Here is a 21,123-nt window from a genome sequence, read left to right on the forward strand (position 1 = left end):
TATATAATTCTTCCATTGCTTTATAAGACCCATAATAATCTCCCAATGGATGATGAATCAAATATAGATCAAGATAATCTAATCCAAGATTATTCAAAGAAGTATCAAATGCTTTTAATGTATTTTCGTAACCAGCATCTTGAACCCATACTTTTGAAGTGATAAAAAGTTCTTCTCTAGGAATTTTAGATTTTTTTATAGCTTGACCAATTTCTTTTTCATTGCCATAAACTGCAGCAGTATCAATTAATCGATATCCCACATGCAAAGCATCAAGTACACATTTTTCTGTAACAGCGGGTGAAATATGTAAAGTTCCATAACCTAAGGTTGGAATATTGATACCATTGCTTAATAATTTATATTGCATTATTTCCTCCTTTCGATTTTTATTTTAAGTTAAGTAATAAAAAAAGTACAATATTTATATTTTATTGTGCTATAATTGGAAGGAATACTGAAAGGAATGAGATTATGATTGAATTTTATCAATTAGAACAATTAGTTATGGTGGCAAAAATGAAAACATTGTCTATTTCTCAGCTGTCGCTTAGCATCATATAAAAATCAGACTATTTGAGATAATTAAATTAATAAACAATTAAAAACAGTTGAGATAATTTGATAAAATTATATGCAAATTATTCTAACTGTTTTATTATTATATAAGTAGCAAAAACAAAATGTTTCGTTCATCAAAAAACATGGTTCAAATAAAAATAACGGCAAGAAACCTGTATTATCAGCGACGTTGATGAAGAGAATCACCTGATACTTAATGGTAAAGAAACACCAGCTATGTATTGAGTTTTATCATCACAGATAAAAGAAAGAATCTCTTTTAATTAGAGATGGCTTTAAAGAATTTATAACACTAGCCAAGGAAATAAAATGCAGTTTACAGACAATAAATGCTAATTTACATGTTAATAAAGAAGGCTATTCAATTAATACCATTAATCAGATACATTCAGAACTAGAGATATTTTTAAAAAAATATCATGGTATCGCGTCAAGGAATTTACAGGGATATCTAAATATGTTTGTAATATAAATATAGCATTTCAATAGAGTAGTACATTTATCAGTCTATTGGTGTGGCATAGCTTTTCTCTATTGAATATAATAAAAACAGGTTAAGATCTTTGCTTCTAAAGCTTATACCTGTTTTATCTTTTTAACCATAAAATTTCAGATTGCATAAAAAATGTAAAAACCAACAATAATATTAATTTCATAACACTTTGACAAAATCAACAATTAATAGATCCATACAAAAAAAGTACTAATTTAAATCAAATTTAATCTCCTTAAACTATAATAAATACCATCTTTATCAGGATCAATAAAAGTATCAATTGCAATATCTAATAATTCTTGCGGTGCCTTTTCATATACGATTGGTCTTGCTACAACTTTCATAATTTCTAAATCATTAAGGCTATCACCATAAGCAATACTATCTTGAAAATCAATACCCAAATACTTCATTATATATTTTGCACCATCTCCTTTATTCCATTTCTTTTGAATAATATCAACCGCAAAGCCGTATCGTACAATTTTAAAATCCTTATTTAAATACTTTATTAACATATCATACTGTTTTTCATCAAGAATAATCCCACTTAATTTCGAAACCGGATTACCAAAATCAAAATACTGAACATCTTTATATTTTACCTGATTAAATTTATTAATAACAACATTCTTATCTTGCCCGCTTTTTATTTGTCTATCAATAGTTTTATTGATCAAATCAAACCCCGTATAATAATAATCTTTACACTCTAAACCATATGGAATCTCATATTTATGTAAAACTTCCATAACTTTTTTTAAAACATTTAAATCAAGTGGATGTTCATAAATACATTGTCCATGATAATAGATTACTCCTCCAGCACTAGCAATAATCCCATCAAATCCAATATCCAATATTTCATTTTCAATATATGATAATGGTCTTCCTGTTGCTAAAAAAACAAGATAGTTATTTTCCTTTAATTGTTTAATTGCCTGCTTGTTTTTTTCTGTCAACGCAAAAGATCGACCAATCAACGTACCATCAATATCAAAAAATATAATCTTTTTCATTTTGTTTTTTACCTCAATTTTATATTATAAAATACTACATTTATTATTCTTGAATACGAATAGAAGGAATTTTTTTCTTAAAAAAGTTTTTTAAATCATATTGTTCAGCAACATCTCTATTAAAAATAATATATTGTTTAGCTTTAGAAATTACTAAGACATAATTAGTCGTTTCTAGATATTGACAAAAGCAATTATAGTTAATTTCTACATGAGCATTAGTATTAGTATTTATTATCACCATATCTTGATCATTAAACTTATAATGATAAATGATTTCATCAGCAGAATTTGTTTCTTGAAATCGTTCATAAATAATATGCAAAAAGTTTTTCTTTTGTTTAAATAAGATAAATTGCAATCCAATGATACCAATTATACCAATAATAATTAAAACTATTCTAGTAACTAAATTACTTTGAAGACACAAATATACTATATATATCAATAAAAAAATCGAAAAACCATGAACAATATAAATATTTCGTTTTGGAAATATTGCATCCGCAATTTCTTTTGAATCATCTATTTTATATATACTCGTTATTTCCATCATTTTTCTCCTTGTACAATTTAATGATATTCACGTATAACCTTTAGTTAGCATAATCAAACTACATTCTTTATCTATCCGAATGTTTTATAATTATAACACTAAACTATTTTTTGTTCCATCAATTATCATTTAAGTTTCAATATTTTACATATTCTTCGTGAACTAAAAAGTGTCATTTCCATGATTTTCCAACAATCACTTTTTGTCAATGATTCTCATAGCTTCTTTTATATCACTCATAAAATATACAAGCTTATCTTCTTTAATGATCTTTCTCATCTAAAATAAAAAATCGATCATTTATATTGCCAACCCTCTAAAAAAAGAACCAGTTCAATAAACTGATTCTATCTTACTTTTAATTTAATATTCGATTTTACAAATCTACAACTTTGAAATAATAATTGTTTTGTCATCAATCATATATTTAAAATCTACCCCTTTACAATAAAATGCCGAATATTCTTATCATTTGTTATCATCCGTACATTTTTGGATTTATCTTCAAATGATCGATAACTATATTTTTCTTGACAGTATTTTCAAATTGGTGCATTTTTTCAACTTCATAATTATATATGTTTATTCAACACCAATTCTATCCTACTTTATCAAGATTTCATTAAAATTGATTTTATTCTGTTTAAATCAAGTAAATTTAATATTAACTTTATCTCAATTTTAGAGAGTTTAAACACTTTTTAAACACCAAATTCTGTTTTTAAATTTATATTTTTCCTAATAAATAATTAAACGAATCTTCAAAATTTCAATTTTGATAATCGAAGAATAGTGATGCATAATTGTTCCAATATTCTTTTATTTTAAACAAGACTAAAGTAAATGCATTTTATTAAAAGTACTGTTTCACTCATATCAGTTATAAAAGTTAATTAAATATCTATTTTTAAATCAATACATCAATAATACATGCTGTTATTGCTTCTAGTACAATCTTTCTTATTTCTCGAACATTATTAAGTTTTGAAAGATTTTTCTCTAATACAAATAAAACATTTTTATCCTCAACTAACATTTTTTCATCCATATCCAATTTATTAAACTCTTGCTCATAAATCTTATATAATATTGTTTTTTTTGAATTAAAATCTAAATCGTTATATTTAATTATTGCATCAAATCTAGAACAAATCGGTTCTCCTAACTTGTCTTTTATATCCTTTTCAGATTTAAAATTTGATGTACAAATAATTATAGATCTTCTCAGCTCAACCTTGTAGTTTCTATCTTCAAAAATCCCCTCATCAAACAATTGATAAAATGCACTATGAAAAATAGGGTTTGGCTTATCAAATTCATCTAATAAGATAATATTTGATTCTCTCTCTAAAAGTTCCCTAGCAAAACAATTTTGCGAATGTTTTCCACCAAATAAATAAGAAGCAAAATCTTCAGAATGAAACATTGAAAATTGCTTTCTTAAAATTTTTTGTTCCATAATATTACTTAAAAATTTTGCTGTTTCAGTTTTCCCTACACCTGTAGGACCATATAAAAGGATAACACATGGCTTTTGCATTCTTCCTTTCGCCAAAGGATATAAGGCACCTATCACTTTTTTTATCGGTTTTTCTTGTCCTATTATTTTTCCATTGATTGTTCTTTTTATTTCTTTAAGAATATTGATATTGATATTCTTAAATTCATATTTATCTTTCTCAATTTTAACATTAGTTAACTTATGAATTTGATCCACAATATATTCTGGTGGATTTTGCAAATAGAGATGATCTATATCAAATTCATAAATGAAACCTATAAAACTATTGAAAGCTGATTCAGTTATTGCTGAATAATCATCAGAATAGACTACCACATTATCATAATGAGGAGCTTCTTCTTTTTCTTTATAATCTTGACCCTCAACTTGATGCTTAACCACTCTTCTTTGTGCATCACTTTGTGAGACCAAGTCAACAAATGTTATAAAATTATAATTTGGTTTTATTTTTTCAAATTCTCTTTTAGGACCAATAAATATGTTTATATTCATCTATAAACACCTGCCAATATTACATCATAAACTTTACAATCCATACTATTTGTATTAGTTTGTGACTCATCAAATAAATCAAAACCAGATATATTTTGCTTTTCTTCAATTGAAAATTCAGATTTCATTGATAGTTTATTTAATTCAATTGTACCAACTTCAATTGTATGAAAAGTTAAGTTCATTTTAACAAGATCAGAAATTGAATAATTATTTCTAAAAGCCTTAATGTTAAAACGTAATACAATTGGATTCTCTTTCTCTATAGTCATTAACTCATAATAACCACGTCCTCCAATTAGAGCTTGATCCATTTTTGCAGGATTTAATTTAAATTCTCCTGCATCTATAGTCCCTTCTGTCATTACAAGATAAGGAGTTAGCATTTTGTAGTAGGAAAAAGATTCAGGATAAGGAAGCAGTCTCTTATCATTAAAAATTTTTACATATTTTTTTGCTTTATTTACACTCAATTCAATATAATCAGTTAAAATTGTACTTTCCAAAGCCCTTTTAATAACAGTCGATCCTTCTCGATCAAATGTAGCGCTACCTTCAATACTTCCTTCAGCTTTAAAAAAACTTAGAAATTTGGTTGCACCTTTCACTGTTGCTTCAGTTCTTGTTTCTAAATTATTAGTTTTAGAAATAATATTTTCTTTGTGTTCTTCAGATTTACCACCTTCAAAAATATAAATAAAATCAGTTGCTGCTCCTTCATCAAAATATACTATTTTTAATAGTTGTTTTTCTTTTTTCATTTAATTTATCGCCTCTTTTTTACATACAATAATAAATCTATTAGTCAAATTCTATGATTTCTTCACCTTTATTATAAACATCTATTTGATTATCAATATTTATTCTATTAACAATCCAGCCTCTTGCCTGACACATCTTTATAAAATCATCAATACGATTAACTCCATTCATTTCTTTTAACGTAACAACAACTCCAAATTTCAAACCTCGTCCATCTTTTGAATTTAATCGTTCTTTTGTTTTAATGCTTAATCCCCATAAACCAATACCATATGCTTTCCTTGGTCTACTTTTTTCTTTAAGAACATCATTAATATGCTTAATATTATCCCACTTTCTATATAAGTTACGTGCATCTTCTTCATATAAGGATGTAGAAATTTCTTCAGATTGCTTATTTCCATTAATTGAACATATTGTTGTTCTCCCTTTTTTCTCTTGAATTCTTCCAAAATGAATATCCATCTCTGTACTTGTATAATCAACACCCTGATTTCTAGAAGCTTTTGGAAAATAACATAGTGTTGCTCGAGCAAAATAAGGATGTGCATCTTTTATTTTGGGAACAGGAATATTATACGTGTATGTTTCGTATTCATTAATGACACCATTTAATAAAAATTTTATCTCATCATCAGAAGAGTTCACAATATCATTAATATGAATAGGAACAACTCCATAACCAATGGTATGAGTCGTATCATCCTTTCTACTCCAACCAGCCGCTGAATCAATAATTAATGCTTTTGCTAGTTCTCTACTCAATCCTACAATATAAATTAAATAAGCAAGCTTTCTAGAAATCCAAGGAGCGGCAAATGATGTTCCTCTTACTTTTGCCTCCCCTAACGGAGTGCAAACAGTTATTAATTCATTATCATCTCCACCATAATAACTGACATCGGGTTTATGAAAAAAAGATAAGACTGGTCCAATTCGTGTATATGATGCTTTTGTACCATCTTGCTTAACAGAATTAACAACTAAAGAGTTAATTGAATCAGCTGGTGCCCCTATTCTCATTTCTTTTCGAGGATTAGAATTATTATTTGTTCCAGCAAGCACAAAAATAACATCAAATTCATTTTGAATCTTATCTAATTCTGCTGCTTCTGGAGAAATAAAATTTTGATTAGTCTCTAATTCTGAACCTAATGATAGATTCCAAACTTTTATATCTCTATTTTGAGAAACAATTTGTTTAATCATTTTTAATATACTAAAAGAACTAAATCTATAAGCAGTTGCTATTCCGAAATGTCTAACTCTAAATCTTCCACATCCATCTTGTAAATGCGGATTAAATGATGGCCCATCAACAATCAATGATGAAATTGCAGTACCATGATAATAATCATCATCAGATAATTCAATTTCATTATCTAACATATTTTTATATTCTACCCATTCTCCAAAATAAACTCTTTTATCAAAATGAGTATCTAATACGCCAATTGTAGGTTCATTTGTTGGTGTAGGAATAGACATTATTTCTTGCCCTTGAAATTCCAAAATTTTTTCTTTACTGATTTGTGTCAAATCTTTAACATGCATAGAAATGAGATAAGGAGCTTGATTCTGAATAAGTTTGATTTCATCTGGCATAAGACGTAATGTTGTTTCATCTATCTTTTTAGCATTAATCATATCAATACCAAATTTACTTAATAAAGTATTCGTATCAACATCTGTTTGATATATGGTCACAATAGAACGTTCATTAATAGATTCAGTAATTTCATCTATATGAAAGCTATGAACAAAATACGAATCAATAATCAATTTAATAAATATGGTTCTTTTAATGATGTGTTCATATTGATAATTTTGTCTATTAATTTTACCAATGTCTTCATGTGTTATTTTCCCATTATAATCTCTTTCAACAATCTGAAATACTTTCTTCAAATTATGAATTGTATTATCAATAGTTCCTAGCTTAACATAATGCGTAAAAATATGATTTCGAATTTGTTGTCCATTTTCATCTTTTATGAATCCAAACTTCGATCCCCTTATTGAAAAATTAGGGCTTCTACTTTTTTCTGATAACATTGCCTGAATTCTATTACTTTTTGCAATGACATGGATATAATATACACTTACTAAAGCTCCATCTATATCTCTATTTTCTTCCCAAAACTTCTGAATTCTTTGTAGTTGTTGCACTAAATTTTTCATATGTTCAGAAGAAACAAATTTATCTTTTGGTAAATTAGGAGGTCCAAATGAACTCTTATTTTTTTGATCATAAAATGTTCCTTTTAGTTGTAGTAAATTATTCAAATTCATTTCCTCCTTTCAGTTTTCTAGCAATTTTGCTTTTTGAAACCTTTGTCAATATTTCAATTTCTCTAATTGTGAAATTTTGATTTTGTAATTCTCTTAATTCTGGTTGATTATTATTACAAACTATTGAATATAATCTACGCATATAATCTGTGCTATCCTCTGGATTACTGAAAGCTACAGCTGTTTTTATAACATTCTTCAATTCTCCTGGATAGGGAATTTGATCATATAAACCAATAATTTTTCTAAATAACCTTATATTCTTATAATTAATTTTAAATTTTTTTAGATAGCTCTCCAATAGTCCTTCAGCAACTTCTATTAAATCTTCTTTGCTGTATCTGTTAAAATCAATAATTGCATCAAACCTTCTACTCAATGCTTTATCAAAATATTCATATAGATTTGTCGTAGCTATCAAAACAACTTGCTCATTCAAACGATCCAATCCTTTTAGCATTGTAGAAGTAGCCCTTCCCATTTCTCTTAAATCATTTGAATTAGTCCTATCTAATGCTAATGCATCTACCTCATCAAATAAAATAATTATTTTATCCGGAAATGTAAAATTATTGATTTCTTTAAACATTGTTGATATATTTTTCTGTGTCTGTCCTAATTTACTATCGACAAGTGAAGAAAAATCAACCATATATATTTCTCTTTCTAATATTCTTGCTATCTGTTTGACTGCTTCAGTTTTACCAGTTCCTGGAGCACCTTGAAGCAAAAACTTATTAATACCAACATTATAGCTTACTGCATTGACTATTCCTAAAATATCTTGTGTTATCACTTCTGGCAAAAGCAATAATTCAGCCGAATTATCAATTTTCTCAAAAAAATCTGATTCATTTGTAGTCATTTGTGGAACAAATGTATTAGCATCTGATAATAAGGCCATAATATATTCAGCTAATTGATAATCTCCAATCGAATCAAAATATTTTGCAATTTCATAGGCCTCACTCTTGAAACCTGAATCATTATTTTCAGAATAATATTTAATCAAATTAAGAATATTTTTCTTTTTCATAGCATCACGTTCTCCTTCCAAAAATATTATATAACTTTGGGACAAATATTTCAATATTGGGACAAAAAATAAAATATTTTATAACAATTTATACTAAAATGATTTGCTATTTAATATTAAACATCCTCTTTATTGTCATTTCATAATGTAGATATACTTTATTACCACACTTAAAAGTAACTGCATACCCTTCATTAATTAATCTTCTTACTACGTATTCTGCTAATCCTGTTTTTTTACAAAATTCTTTAACACTTAAAATTTCTTTATCCATTCAAATTTCCTCATTTCATAAAATTATTCTTGATTACCCCTCTAACGCAGGTATTAAAAATCATATTGGCTTATATTTTAGACTTTTCAGAATCTATATTCACCAAACCTGTGACATAGGGATAATCAAAAAATTATTTAATATATTTTTTTAAACACCAAATAAACACTTTTTTATAAAATTAAGTTTCTGTTTTTTCCAAAAAAATATATTTCAACAAAAAAAGTCTGATTAAATCAGACTTTTTTATCAGTATTCTATACTATATTATAGTATTGTTAAGTATCGTGAATTATTCAACACCAATAATAAATGAATAAACTGGTTGTTTTCCATTTATCACTTCTAATTCTACTTCAAAATTATCCTCTATAAAACTTTCGATTTCTTCGATATCTTCATCATTAACATCTTCACCATATATTAAAGTAACTAACTCTGAATCATCATCAATCAAACTTTCTAATACAACTTTTAAAGCTTTCAATTTATTATCTTTGCAAGCTACAATATCCTTTTCAACCAAAGCCATATAATCGTTAGCTTTAATTTCAACACCATCAATTACAGTATCTTTGATGGCAAATGTAACTTGTCCAGTTTTTACATTTTTGATTGCCTCATTCATTTCAGCAACGTTATCATCTAAAGCAGCATCCGGATTAAACATTATACATGCTGATAATCCCTGTGGTATCGTTTTAGTTGGGATAACAATTACATTTACTTCATCTTCAAGAATTGTAGCAGTCTGCTGTGCTGTCATAACAATATTAGAATTATTTGGTAGTATGATCACATTTTTAGCATTTAAATTTTTGATTGCCTGAACCATATCTTCTGCTGATGGATTCATAGTTTGACCACCACTAACAACATAATCACAATGCAATTCTAAAAACGCTTCCTTTACCCCATCACCTGCACATACAGATATAATCGCCGTTTCTTTTGCTTCTTGAGCTGACTTCATATTATCATCAACACCCACGATTGATTTTGTGTTATTTTGAATCTTATCAGCTTGTTCTTGCATATTTTCTATCTTTAGTTTTACAAATTCACCAAATCTTTGAGCAATATTTAAAGCGTTCCCTGGTTTTAAAGTGTGTACATGGACTTTAACAATATCTTCATCCTGCACAACTACAATACTTTCCCCTGGAATTCTAGCTAACTCTTTTTTTAATTGATCTTCTTTAAACTTATTGACTAATGATGGTTCTAAACGAAGAATGAATTCTGTACAATATCCATATCCTTCTTCTCCACCTTCAACCTCAGCAACAGCATCCATTGCTGAAGAAGATGATTTGATTTCTACATAATCAACTCTTTCACCAGCAAGAGCCGCCATAAAGCCAGTAAATACCAATAATAATCCAGCTCCACCACTATCTACTACCCCAACTTCTTTCAGCACTGGTAACAATTCTGGTGTTTTTTCAAGCGAAATTTCTGCTTCTTTTACAAAATAAGAAAAAACATCTTCAATTTCCATTCCTTCTTTTGCATATTTAACAACAGCATCCCCCGCTTCACGAATTACTGTTAAAATAGTCCCTTCAACTGGACGCATAACTGCCTTATAAGCAACTTTAGCCCCGTTTTCTAAGGCCTGTGCCCAAAGAACTGCATCTGCATCTTCATGCCCTTGTAAAGCCATTGCAACTCCTCTAAAGATTTGTGACAAGATAACTCCCGAATTACCTCTAGCTCCCATTAAAAGCCCTTTAGATAACTTTTTAGAAATTTCTCCAATATTGTTAGAATCTAGATTTTCAATTTCCTTAGCACCCGCTAAAAACGTCAAAGACATATTTGTTCCAGTATCGCCATCAGGTACTGGAAAGACATTTAACGCATCTATTTCAGGGTGATTGTTATGCAAAGTATTAGCCCCGCACAACACCATCTCTTTAAATAATTTACCAGTTAATATTTTCATTTTCTATCTCCTCTACTCTATTCCACGTACACCTTGAACATATACATTAACAGCTTCAACATTAACATCTAAAGTAGATTCAACAACATATTTCACTTTCTTTTGCACTTCATGCAAAACTTCAGTCATCTTGATTCCATATCCCAACAATACATAAAGATCTAAAATAAGTCCTGTTTCACCATCACGAGCAACTATACCTTTAGAATAATTTTCTTTACGCAAAAGATCATAATAGCCATCTTTTAACTTTTTCTTACTGGCCATTCCTACAACCCCGTAACATTCGATTGCTGCCCCACCGGCGATTGTAGCAACAACATCCAGCGATATATTGACAGTTCCCATATTATTATTTTTTTCAATCATTTATATACCTCCTTGTATCTATCTCATCGATACTCATCAATAACTAATTATATCTTAAAAAGCAGTTCTTGACAATTACTAACACTAGATTTTATTTTAGCAGAACTCATTTTTATTGCAAGAAAAAAATATTGATTTTTTTTAAAAACTAATTGATTTTATCATTATTTAATGATAGAATATCCAAGTACGTTAAAACACTACTAATGAAGAGGAGGAGAACCATGTCAAGAAAGTGTCAAATAAGTGGTAGAGGACCTATGTCTGGAAATACACGTTCTCACGCATTAAACTCAAGTAGAAGAAAATGGAATGTTAATTTACAAAAAGCTACTATTTTAGTAGATGGTAAACCTACAACTGTAAGAATTTCTGCTAGAGAATTAAGAACATTGAGAAAATCAGCTTAATAATATAAATAGTACTGCTATCGGTACTATTTTTATTTTATCCAATTATAATTATTCTATGATATTAATTAATAACAAAAAGTGTTGAAATACAAGTTTTTTATTTATTCCAAAAATAAAAACTATAATTTCAAACACTTTTTTACTATATAACTAATCAAACTTCGATTTATATTCTTTCGGCGTTAATCCTGTAACCTTTTTAAACACTTTAGAAAAATAATTATGACTTCGAAAACCTAATTCAACTGCAATTTCTTTAATTTGATAATTTCCTTTCAACATTTCTTTAGCTTTTTCAATTCGATATTCAGTAACTAAATCTGTGAAATTTTTAGATGTATGGGTACTTAATAAATTACTAATATAAAATGGCGTCACACCTAGATATGATGCAACATTATTTAAAGTAATATTCTTTTTATAGTTAAGTGATATATAAGTTAAAGCTTTCTTCACTAAAACATTAGATGATTTTTTATCAAATTTATTAATCAACTTAATTAAATTATCTAATAAAACATTTATCTTCTCTAATAAATCACAATAAGGATTATCATTATCTAACTCTATCATATATTTTCGATCATAAAAATCAATTTTAGATTTGAACTCCTGATTAAATAAAATAATTAGCGTTTTATTAAAATCTTGAATAATTTTTATTAACGAAACTTTATCTATATATATAATTTCCAAATAAAACAAATTAATTCTTCGCTGCATATTTAATGTATCAAACTTTAAAAAGTCTTGTATTAAATTTTTACATAATTTTTCTACATCATATGAATATCCTGGTGACAAATTATTTTTAGAATCACTTTCTTTTAACTCGATTATAGAACCAATATTTTTTATTGCTGATGCATAAGATTCATAAAAATTTTCATAATTAACACAAATATCTCCGACTCCCATTTGGTCCAAACCATAAAAATATTTCTTTATCAAAGCCTCAAACATTTGGATATCCTGATTTGACAATCTTGCAAGACTAAAAACAAATAAAACATGCACTTCATAATAACTGTCCTTCATACAGCGACACCCAAGATCCTCTATTTCAGCAATAAATGCATGAATCTGATGAGACTGAAAACTATTCTTTTGAAAAACTATACAAAATCCTGATTTAGGAACAATATTTAAAAGCGAAAAATATTTTCTTATTTCATCAGGTTTAGAATTCTGAACAATACTATGTATACAATCACTTTCAATGATCGGTCTAAGTTCTTCCATCTTTAAGACTAATTGGGTAGCCTGATTTTCCTCATTTTTTTTCTTATCGATCTTATTAATTATCTGATAAATAATATTACACATATTTTCAATCGATACTGGTTTCAAGATAAAATCTTCAACATCCAGCTTGATTGCCTCTTGAGCATATTCAAAATAATTATAAGAGGTGATTACTAAACTTACAATATCCTTATTTATTTTTTTAGCAAATCCAATCGTTTCTAAACCATTGATTCCTGGTAAATCAATATCACTAACTAAAATATCTATATCCACATCTTTTAATATTTCCAAAGCTTCCATCCCGTTAGAGGCATTATATACAATCAAAGATTGTGAAAAATGTTCTTTTAATAATGATACAAATGCTTTACGTTCTATTTCTTCATCTTCTACAACTAATATCCGATACATAAATTTCCTCCACTTTAATTTCAATAATTACTTCAAAACCGCAACCAGGATAACTATTAAATGATATTTGTGCTGTATTTCCATAAAACATTTTAATACGCTGGATTACATTATACAAACCAAGGTTATTTTTATTTTTGTCATGAAAATCATTTAAAATTCCTTTTTCTAAAATTTCTGTTTCTACCCCTATCCCATTATCACTAACACTAATAACTATATGATTATCAAGATACTGGATATTAATTAAAACCTCCCCATCTTTAATTACATCTTTTAATCCATGTTTCACTGAATTTTCAACCAAAGGCTGAATCAACATACCTGGGATTTGAATATTAGGCAAATTTTCTTCAACGTTTAAAGTAAATTTGATTCTCTGATAAAACCTTCTTTCTTGAATATAAATATAATTTTCAATCGATTCAATCTCACTGTATAAATCACTCGTTTTATTAGCTTTGTCTAAAGCATATCGTAGTAACATTGATGTCCTATTGACCATTGCACTTGTATCCATCGCTTTTTCTTTATAAGCAGTCTTATAAATCATATTTAAAGTATTAAATAAAAAGTGAGGATTAATTTGATTTTGAAGTAATTTTAATTCACTTAAAGCTAATAACTCATCTTTTCTTAAATTTTCATTTTCTTTTTCCAATAATTGATGCTTTAACGCAGCTTTTTCTTTTTCATTTTGAATATTTCTTTGCACATGCTGTGCCATATCCTCTAAAGCAAAGCACAATTCTTCCATTTCCCTCGAACTATTAGAAATGCTTGAAAGATCATACTCACCCTTTTTGATTAATTTAATATTATTTAGTATTTGATATAAAGGCCGAGTAAAAGAACGTACTGTAATAACAGAAAACAAAATGAGCCAAATTATCCCTACTACCGTAATAATCGCTATTACAATAAAAAGTAGATTTTCATAACTATAAATTTCTTCTCTTTGGCTTTTAATCCCATCCGTTAAATATTCATAATAAGTTGTACTAGTTTTTTCTATTAAAGAAAATTGATTCAATAATTCATTATATTTAGTTTGATAATCTAATCCATCAGCATCTTTTGCCTCTTTAGCAGCGTCCTGATAACTTTCAAGCATATTATTAAGCAAATCAATTCGCCAACGATATTCATTATCAATATTATCTTTAACATTCTTTAACTTATCTTGAGCTAATGAAATACAACGATTATAAGTATCTATATCTTCTAAGTTTTCTGTATATAAATAATTTTTAAAACTAAAATTAGCTTGAGTTACATAATCATAAAACTCGTTTATATCATCGTATAAAGAAATAGCCTGATTATATTTTATCGTAGTGGTTTGATACAAAACATAATTTATCGCCATAAAAACCGCCATTATAAAAGCCAAACTAAAATTCAGTTTTATAATACTACGTTTAAAGCTTATCTTTGATCTATCCTTCATTTTAATTCCTCTTGATAATTGTCTACATTTTCTTTAGTAACCAACACCAATTTCACACTATTGACCTGTTGTTCTAATTCCTTTTCATTAACTAAATAATCATATAACCAATTTACTGCTTCATAACCATAATTATAAAACGAAGTAGCTACACTGCCATCTATCTGCTTATCCTTAATTAACTTAATAGTCTCTGGCATATCATCTACACCATATATAAGCATCGTATCACGAATTTTTAAATCTTTGGCTGCTTCATTGCAAGAAATAGCCGATTCACCAGCAAAATTAATAGCGACATTGATCGATGTTGAAGATAAAATATTCAACCATTCTTTTTTAGCACGTACCGAATCTGATTTGGATTCACTAACAGTTTTAATTACATAACCTCCTTCATGTTTTGCAAACACATTTTCTATTTCTTTAATTTGTTCGCTCGCTATGTCAAAATCTTTCTCCGCTACTTGAATTCCTATTTCCAAAAAAACATCTTTACCTAATTTTTTCTCTATATCAGATAAAAAAAGTTCTGCCTGCTCATTAAAATTCTTCCCCAAATATGCAAAACGCTCACAATCTTTAATATCTGAATCAACCAATAAAATAGGAATTCCTTTTTCTTTAGCCTTATTTATAATTTCCTTACTAATTACCCCCTGAGTAATTATCGCATCAGCTTTTTGAGCAATTGCTGTTTCAATCACTTCTTCCATCTTAGCTGTATCAATTGCCGTAGGGCCTAACCAATCCCCATGAATTTTTTTCTCACGACATGCTTTATCAAAACCATCTTTTGCCTTTAACCAAATTTCATGTTCTTTTAATGGTGTTGCAAATACAAAATAAAGTGATTTTTCTGTTTTTATTTTAGTTTTTTCACCACATCCTGTAATAAATAAAGCTATTAATAGTATATATATAATTTTTTTCATATTTATACATCCCTTCAACAACAATTATACATTAATTTGTAATTAAAAGGATCAAAAAAAGCTAAAACTTTAGATAAAGTTTTAGCTCATATCCTATTTTTTAAATTGGCGTTTAAAAGCATCAAAAATAGACTCTTTTTTTCTCGATAATTTAGAAAGCTTTGTATATAATTCACGTTCTTCAAATGATAATTTAGTTGGGATCTTAACTTCTACCTTAACCATTTCATCACCATAAGTTGAACCTCTTAAATCTTTGACACCTTTACCTTTTAATCGTAATACCGTACCCGATTGAGTTCCCGCAGGAATCTTAACTGTAACATCACCTTGAACAGTTGGAACTTCAACTTCACATCCTAAAGTAGCATCAACATTAGATACGGGAATCGTAATGTGAATATTCCGTCCTTCTCTTTGGAAATGTTCATGTGGTCTTACTTGAATTTCTACAAATAAATCACCATTTGGTCCACCATTGCTGCCACGACCACCTTTTCCCGCTACTCGTAACTGTTGATTAGAATTAATACCAGCTGGTATATCTAATTCAACTGTAACCGTTTTAGTTTCATATCCTCTACCATGACAATGCGGACATTTATTCCGAATCACTTTACCAGTTCCATTACAATCAGGACATGTCGTTTCTGTGACAAAAGTCCCAAATGGTGAGTTTTGCTGTTGTTGAATCGTTCCTCGTCCACCGCATCGTGAACAAGTTTGAACATCATTAGGATTTTTAGCTCCTGTTCCATTACAATGTCCACATGTAGCATCATAAGTAACTTTAATTTCTTTCTTTACACCATTTACTGCTTCCATAAAATCGATATTCAAACGCATTAAACGGTCTTCACCACGTCTTGGTCCATTATTTCTTTGGCGACTTCTACCACTACCGCCAAAGAAAGAACCGAATATATCTCCCAAATCAACATCTTCGAAGCCAAAGCCACTGAAACCGCCTCCGCCATTTCCAGCCCCCTGTTCAAAAGCAGCATGACCAAAGCGATCATATGTGGCTTTTTTATTAGGATCAGATAAAACTTCATAAGCTTCTTGAACTTCTTTAAATTTTTCCTCTGCTCCTGGTTCTTTATTAATATCAGGATGATATTGTTTTGCTTTTTTACGATAAGCTCTTTTAATCTCATCAGCTGAAGCCTGTTTTGATACCCCTAAGACTTCATAATAATCTCTTTTATCAGCCATCTTTCCACCCTCTTTACACTATTTAAAACCAAGGCAAAGCCTTGGCTTTAATAAACTAATTCTTTTCTTCAAAATCAGCATCAACAACATTATCATCTTGTGAATTTGTCGAACTTGTATTAGTTCCACTAGCACCATTTTGTTGTTGATAAGCATATGAAGCCATTTGTTGAGCCATTTGTTCTAATTCAGACATTTTAGCTTCCAATGTTGCCATATCATTGTTATCTAATGCAGTTTTTAATTCATCTTTTAATTTTTGAGCAGATTCTTTTTGAGTAGCATCGATCTTGTCGCCCTGCTCTGCTAAAGCTTTATCAATTTCATTGATCATTTGTTCTGCTTTATTTCTTGTTTCAATATCTTTACGTTTCTTTTCATCTTCAGCTTTATTAGCTTCTGCTTCTTTAACCATTCTATCGATTTCTTCATCACTTAGTCCAGTTGAGTTTTGAATTACGATTGATTGTTCTTTTTGAGTTTTTAAATCTTTAGCTTTAACATTTACAATACCATTAACGTCAATACTGAATGTTACTTCAATTTGAGGTACTCCTCGAGGTGCAGGTTCGATTCCATCTAATTTAAATAAACCTAATTGTTTATTATCTTTAGCCATTGATCTTTCACCTTGTAAAACATTGATATCTACAGCAGGCTGATTATCAGCAGCTGTTGAGAAGATTTGTGATTTAGTAGTTGGAATAGTTGTATTTCTTTCGATCAATACAGTCATTACACCACCCATTGTTTCGATACCTAATGATAAAGGTGTAACGTCCAATAATAATACATCTTTAACATCACCTTGAATAACACCACCTTGGATAGCAGCACCCATTGATACTACTTCATCAGGGTTAACTGATTTATTTGGCTCTTTTCCTAATAATCTTTTAACTGATTCTTGAACCGCAGGAATACGAGTAGAACCACCAACTAATAATACTTGATGAATTTCAGTTGGATCCATACCAGCATCTTTTAATGCTTGACGCACTGGGACTTCAGTTTTAGCAACTAAATCACGAGTTAATTCATCAAATTTAGCTCTTGTTAATGTTAACTCTAAGTGTAAAGGTCCCGCAGCACCAGCTGAGATAAATGGTAACGAAATTTGTGTTTGCATTGTTCCAGATAAATCTTTTTTAGCTTTTTCAGCTGCCTCTTTAATACGTTGCATTGCCATCTTATCATTTGATAGATCGATACCTTGTTCTTTCTTAAATTCATCTACGATCCAGTTCATAATTTTTTGGTCGAAATCATCTCCACCAAGTTTGTTATCACCAGCTGTAGCTAATACTTCAAAAGTACCATCAGCTAAATCTAGGATAGATACGTCAAATGTACCACCACCTAAGTCATATACTAATACTTTTTGTTCTTGATCTAATTTATCAAGACCAAATGCTAAAGCGGCAGCAGTAGGTTCGTTGATGATACGTTCTACTTCTAAACCAGCAATTTTACCAGCATCTTTTGTTGCTTGACGTTGAGCATCATTGAAATATGCAGGAACAGTAATAACAGCTTTAGTTACTGTTTCACCTAAATATGCTTCTGCAGTAGCTTTTAAATTTTGAAGAATCATTGCTGAAATTTCTTGTGGTGTATAATCTTTTCCATTAACATGCTCTTTATGGCTTGTACCCATATGACGTTTTACTGACATTACTGTATCAGGATTTGTTACTGCTTGACGTTTAGCAGCTTCACCAACGATAATTTCACCATTTTTAAATGATACTACTGAAGGTGTTGTTCTGTTACCTTCAGGATTAGCGATGACTTTTACTTCACCGTTTTCCATAACACTAACACATGAATTTGTTGTACCTAAATCAATACCAATAATTTTACTCATAATAATTTCCTCCTATTTATTCACTTACTTTTACTAAAGATGCACGAATAACGCGATCTTTCAACATATATCCTTTTTGTAACTCTTCAACAATCATATTTGATTTAAAGTTATCATCTTTTACAGTCATTACTGCCTGATGGAAATTTGGATCAAATTCTTGACCTTCGGTTTTAATCACTTCAACCCCCTGTGACTGTAAAACTTGCATTAACTGATTATAGATCATCTCATATCCTTTTAAGAAATTTTTAATTTCATCGCTAGGATTTTCAACTGCTAACGATCTTTCAAAATTATCAACCACTGGCAATAATTGTTCAATGAAAGACTGCATCATAAATTTCATTGCATTTGCATGTTCATTTTGTAATCTTTTTTTAAGATTTTCCATATCCGCAAACACTTTGTAATAATCAGTTTTCCAAGTATTCACCTCTTCTTCCAAAGCTTTTAGCTGTTCTTCAACAGTAATTTCTTCTTTTTCTTCTTCATTTTCTTCTTTTTCAACTGTTTCTTCAACAGTTTCTTCTTCAACAGACTCTTGATCCGCCATTTTTTCTTCAGCCATTACCTTCACCTCTATTCATCGTTTGAATCATCTGATTCATCAAAGAATGCTTGCTCAATATTCTTTGAAATATACTCTACTAACGAAACTACTTTTTCATAAGGCATTCTAGTTGGCCCTATAACTGAAATAGATCCCTTGGTTGTCGCTCCCGTTTTAAACGAGGCGGAAATCACTGAAACATCATCAATATCATTGATTGGCGAATCAGTTCCAATTCTTACCGTTACTCCCTCATCATCAGATAAAGGCTGTAAGGCATTCCATACTTGAGAGTTTTCAAATGCACTAACGATTCTTCTTAATTTATTTACATCATTATATTCTGGTTGATATAACATATTCTCTTTTCCAGAAAAATAAACATTGCTAGAAGCAAATTTCACAAATGCCTCTAGAAAAGCATTAAATAATTCTTCATGTTCTTTAACCTTTGCTGATAAAACTGGTTTAACATCACGTTCAAGTCTAAATACAACCTGATCGATCGGTGTTCCAATTAATAAATCATTCATAACATTGACACAGCTTACCAAATCATCAATATTATGATGACGATTTAGATCAAAGACTTTATTTTCAACATGACCCTGATTAGTAATAATAATAGCTGTAACTCGTTTATCATTTAACGGTACGATACTGATCTGCTGTAAAGTATCAGCACTTGAATCAGGTCCTAAAACTACTGATGTCAAATGTGTTAATTCGCTCAATATCTGACAGCTTTCATGAATTATTTCATCTAAGGTACGATGGCGATCACTAAATATTTGTGCCACTTGATTTTTCAATCCTTCATCTAAATCTCTTTTAGCAAGATTATTAACATAGAATCGATATCCTTCAATCGAAGGAATTCTTCCAGAAGAAGTATGGGTCTTTTCTAAGTAACCATATTCTTCAAGAAAACTCATCTCATTACGGATGGTTGCACTTGAATAAGGCAACTGGTATTTTGTCATCAAAGCTTTTGAGCCAACTGGTTCAGCCGTTTCAATAAACTCATCAACTATGCATTTAAAGATTAATAATTGCCTTGCTGTAAGCATCTTTTCACCACCCTTAGCACTCTTTCTTCCTTTGTGCTAAATACATTATACATCATTTTTTAGCACTGTCAACACCTTTGTGCTAAAAAATAATGAACTTTTTTATTGCTTAATAAAAAACAGCACAAGCTGTGCTGTTACATTAATTTAATTATTTTGTTTTCTTATTTACTGCTAATACCAATAAAGCTATTACTGATCCTGCTAATGAATATCCTAAGCTTGCACTATCTCCGGTCTTGATACTTGCTGTTGTATCTCCAGCTTTTACTGCACTGCTTGGTGCTTCTGTTTCTATCGGTGCTTCAGTATTAGCTACTAATCCTTCAATTGCACTATTCAATGCTGTTACTGCTGCATTTACTTCTTCTTCTGTTGCATTAACATTTGCCATTGTTTCATTTGCATTTTCTAATGCTAAGCTTACTGCTGCCCATGATTCTGGACTGTAGCTTGCACTGTTTAATCCGTTTGCTTTATTAATTAGGTCATTTAATAAGTCTTTATTTGGAATTAATCTTAAGCTTAAATATGCTCTTGCTAATCCATCATATGCTTCATCTACTTCTTCTTGGAAGGCATTTTCATCTGCTAATACATTATTTGCTGTTGC

18 protein-coding genes and 1 pseudogene are annotated in these 21,123 nt (G+C 29.3%); 1 reads left to right on the forward strand and 18 read right to left on the reverse strand.

The genetic code is table 11. From position 1 onward, the window contains the following. The 10 genes from BR82_RS0110950 to BR82_RS0110995 all read right to left on the reverse strand — a co-directional run. Positions 1–370: aldo/keto reductase (locus BR82_RS0110950; RefSeq protein ID WP_027090227.1), on the reverse strand; the 370-nt coding region annotated here is incomplete at its 3' end. A 920-nt stretch (positions 371–1,290) separates the two neighbouring features. Then, complete coding sequence (locus BR82_RS0110955; protein ID WP_027090228.1) at positions 1,291–2,097, reverse strand: Cof-type HAD-IIB family hydrolase; 807 nt, start codon at positions 2,095–2,097, stop codon at positions 1,291–1,293. 43 nt (positions 2,098–2,140) lie between these two features. After that, a complete protein-coding gene (locus tag BR82_RS0110960) occupies positions 2,141–2,650 on the reverse strand; it encodes a hypothetical protein (protein ID WP_027090229.1) in 510 nt (169 codons plus the stop codon). A gap of 910 nt (positions 2,651–3,560) precedes the next feature. Then, positions 3,561–4,667: an AAA family ATPase gene (locus BR82_RS0110965; protein WP_027090230.1), complete on the reverse strand. Its 1,107-nt coding sequence runs from the start codon at positions 4,665–4,667 to the stop codon at positions 3,561–3,563. Further along, a complete protein-coding gene (locus tag BR82_RS0110970; RefSeq protein ID WP_027090231.1) occupies positions 4,664–5,428 on the reverse strand; it encodes a DUF6414 family protein in 765 nt (254 codons plus the stop codon). Before BR82_RS0110970 ends, BR82_RS0110965 begins: the two co-directional genes overlap by 4 nt. Positions 5,429–5,468: 40 nt before the next feature. After that, complete coding sequence (locus BR82_RS0110975; RefSeq protein WP_027090232.1) at positions 5,469–7,715, reverse strand: S8 family peptidase; 2,247 nt, start codon at positions 7,713–7,715, stop codon at positions 5,469–5,471. Next, positions 7,708–8,757: an ATP-binding protein gene (locus BR82_RS0110980; protein WP_027090233.1), complete on the reverse strand. Its 1,050-nt coding sequence runs from the start codon at positions 8,755–8,757 to the stop codon at positions 7,708–7,710. Before BR82_RS0110980 ends, BR82_RS0110975 begins: the two co-directional genes overlap by 8 nt. Before the next feature lie 106 nt (positions 8,758–8,863). After that, positions 8,864–9,031, reverse strand: a complete 168-nt coding sequence (locus BR82_RS17090; protein WP_154659615.1) for a hypothetical protein — start codon at positions 9,029–9,031, stop codon at positions 8,864–8,866. A 292-nt stretch (positions 9,032–9,323) separates the two neighbouring features. Further along, positions 9,324–10,979 (reverse strand): DAK2 domain-containing protein, encoded by a 1,656-nt coding sequence (locus BR82_RS0110990; protein ID WP_027090234.1) that lies wholly within the window; start codon positions 10,977–10,979, stop codon positions 9,324–9,326. Positions 10,980–10,991: 12 nt separating this feature from the next. Continuing rightward, complete coding sequence (locus tag BR82_RS0110995; RefSeq protein WP_027090235.1) at positions 10,992–11,348, reverse strand: Asp23/Gls24 family envelope stress response protein; 357 nt, start codon at positions 11,346–11,348, stop codon at positions 10,992–10,994. A 224-nt stretch (positions 11,349–11,572) separates the two neighbouring features. Here BR82_RS0110995 and rpmB point away from each other — a divergent pair, with 224 nt between their 5' ends. After that, positions 11,573–11,758 carry a 50S ribosomal protein L28 gene (gene rpmB / locus BR82_RS0111000; RefSeq protein WP_024720865.1) on the forward strand — a complete coding sequence of 62 codons (186 nt, stop codon included), beginning with the start codon at positions 11,573–11,575 and terminating at the stop codon, positions 11,756–11,758. Positions 11,759–11,911: 153 nt separating this feature from the next. Here rpmB and BR82_RS0111005 read toward each other — a convergent pair whose 3' ends face one another. From BR82_RS0111005 to BR82_RS17270, 8 genes and pseudogenes are all read right to left on the reverse strand, one after another. Then, the gene (locus tag BR82_RS0111005) at positions 11,912–13,420 is read right to left on the reverse strand and encodes a response regulator transcription factor (RefSeq protein ID WP_027090236.1); all 1,509 of its coding nucleotides are present in this window, start codon (positions 13,418–13,420) and stop codon (positions 11,912–11,914) included. Next, a complete protein-coding gene (locus tag BR82_RS0111010; protein ID WP_027090237.1) occupies positions 13,392–14,870 on the reverse strand; it encodes a sensor histidine kinase in 1,479 nt (492 codons plus the stop codon). The genes BR82_RS0111005 and BR82_RS0111010 overlap by 29 nt, the downstream gene beginning before the upstream one ends. After that, positions 14,867–15,805 carry a substrate-binding domain-containing protein gene (locus BR82_RS0111015; RefSeq protein WP_027090238.1) on the reverse strand — a complete coding sequence of 313 codons (939 nt, stop codon included), beginning with the start codon at positions 15,803–15,805 and terminating at the stop codon, positions 14,867–14,869. Before BR82_RS0111015 ends, BR82_RS0111010 begins: the two co-directional genes overlap by 4 nt. Before the next feature lie 93 nt (positions 15,806–15,898). Beyond that, entirely contained in the window at positions 15,899–17,020 is a 1,122-nt protein-coding gene (dnaJ, locus tag BR82_RS0111020; protein ID WP_027090239.1) for a molecular chaperone DnaJ, read from the reverse strand. 55 nt (positions 17,021–17,075) lie between these two features. After that, positions 17,076–18,887, reverse strand: coding sequence for a molecular chaperone DnaK (gene dnaK, locus BR82_RS0111025; protein WP_027090240.1), 1,812 nt, complete (start codon positions 18,885–18,887; stop codon positions 17,076–17,078). Between the two features lie 16 nt (positions 18,888–18,903). Further along, positions 18,904–19,458 (reverse strand): nucleotide exchange factor GrpE, encoded by a 555-nt coding sequence (gene grpE, locus BR82_RS0111030; protein ID WP_027090241.1) that lies wholly within the window; start codon positions 19,456–19,458, stop codon positions 18,904–18,906. 11 nt (positions 19,459–19,469) lie between these two features. After that, positions 19,470–20,510 (reverse strand): heat-inducible transcriptional repressor HrcA, encoded by a 1,041-nt coding sequence (gene hrcA, locus BR82_RS0111035; RefSeq protein ID WP_027090242.1) that lies wholly within the window; start codon positions 20,508–20,510, stop codon positions 19,470–19,472. Between the two features lie 151 nt (positions 20,511–20,661). Beyond that, positions 20,662–21,123, reverse strand: a pseudogene (locus BR82_RS17270) (FIVAR domain-containing protein); the annotation flags it as partial.

It is taken from the genome of Thomasclavelia saccharogumia DSM 17460, from assembly GCF_000686665.1.
GTDB classification, from domain to species: domain Bacteria; phylum Bacillota_I; class Bacilli_A; order Erysipelotrichales; family Coprobacillaceae; genus Thomasclavelia; species Thomasclavelia saccharogumia.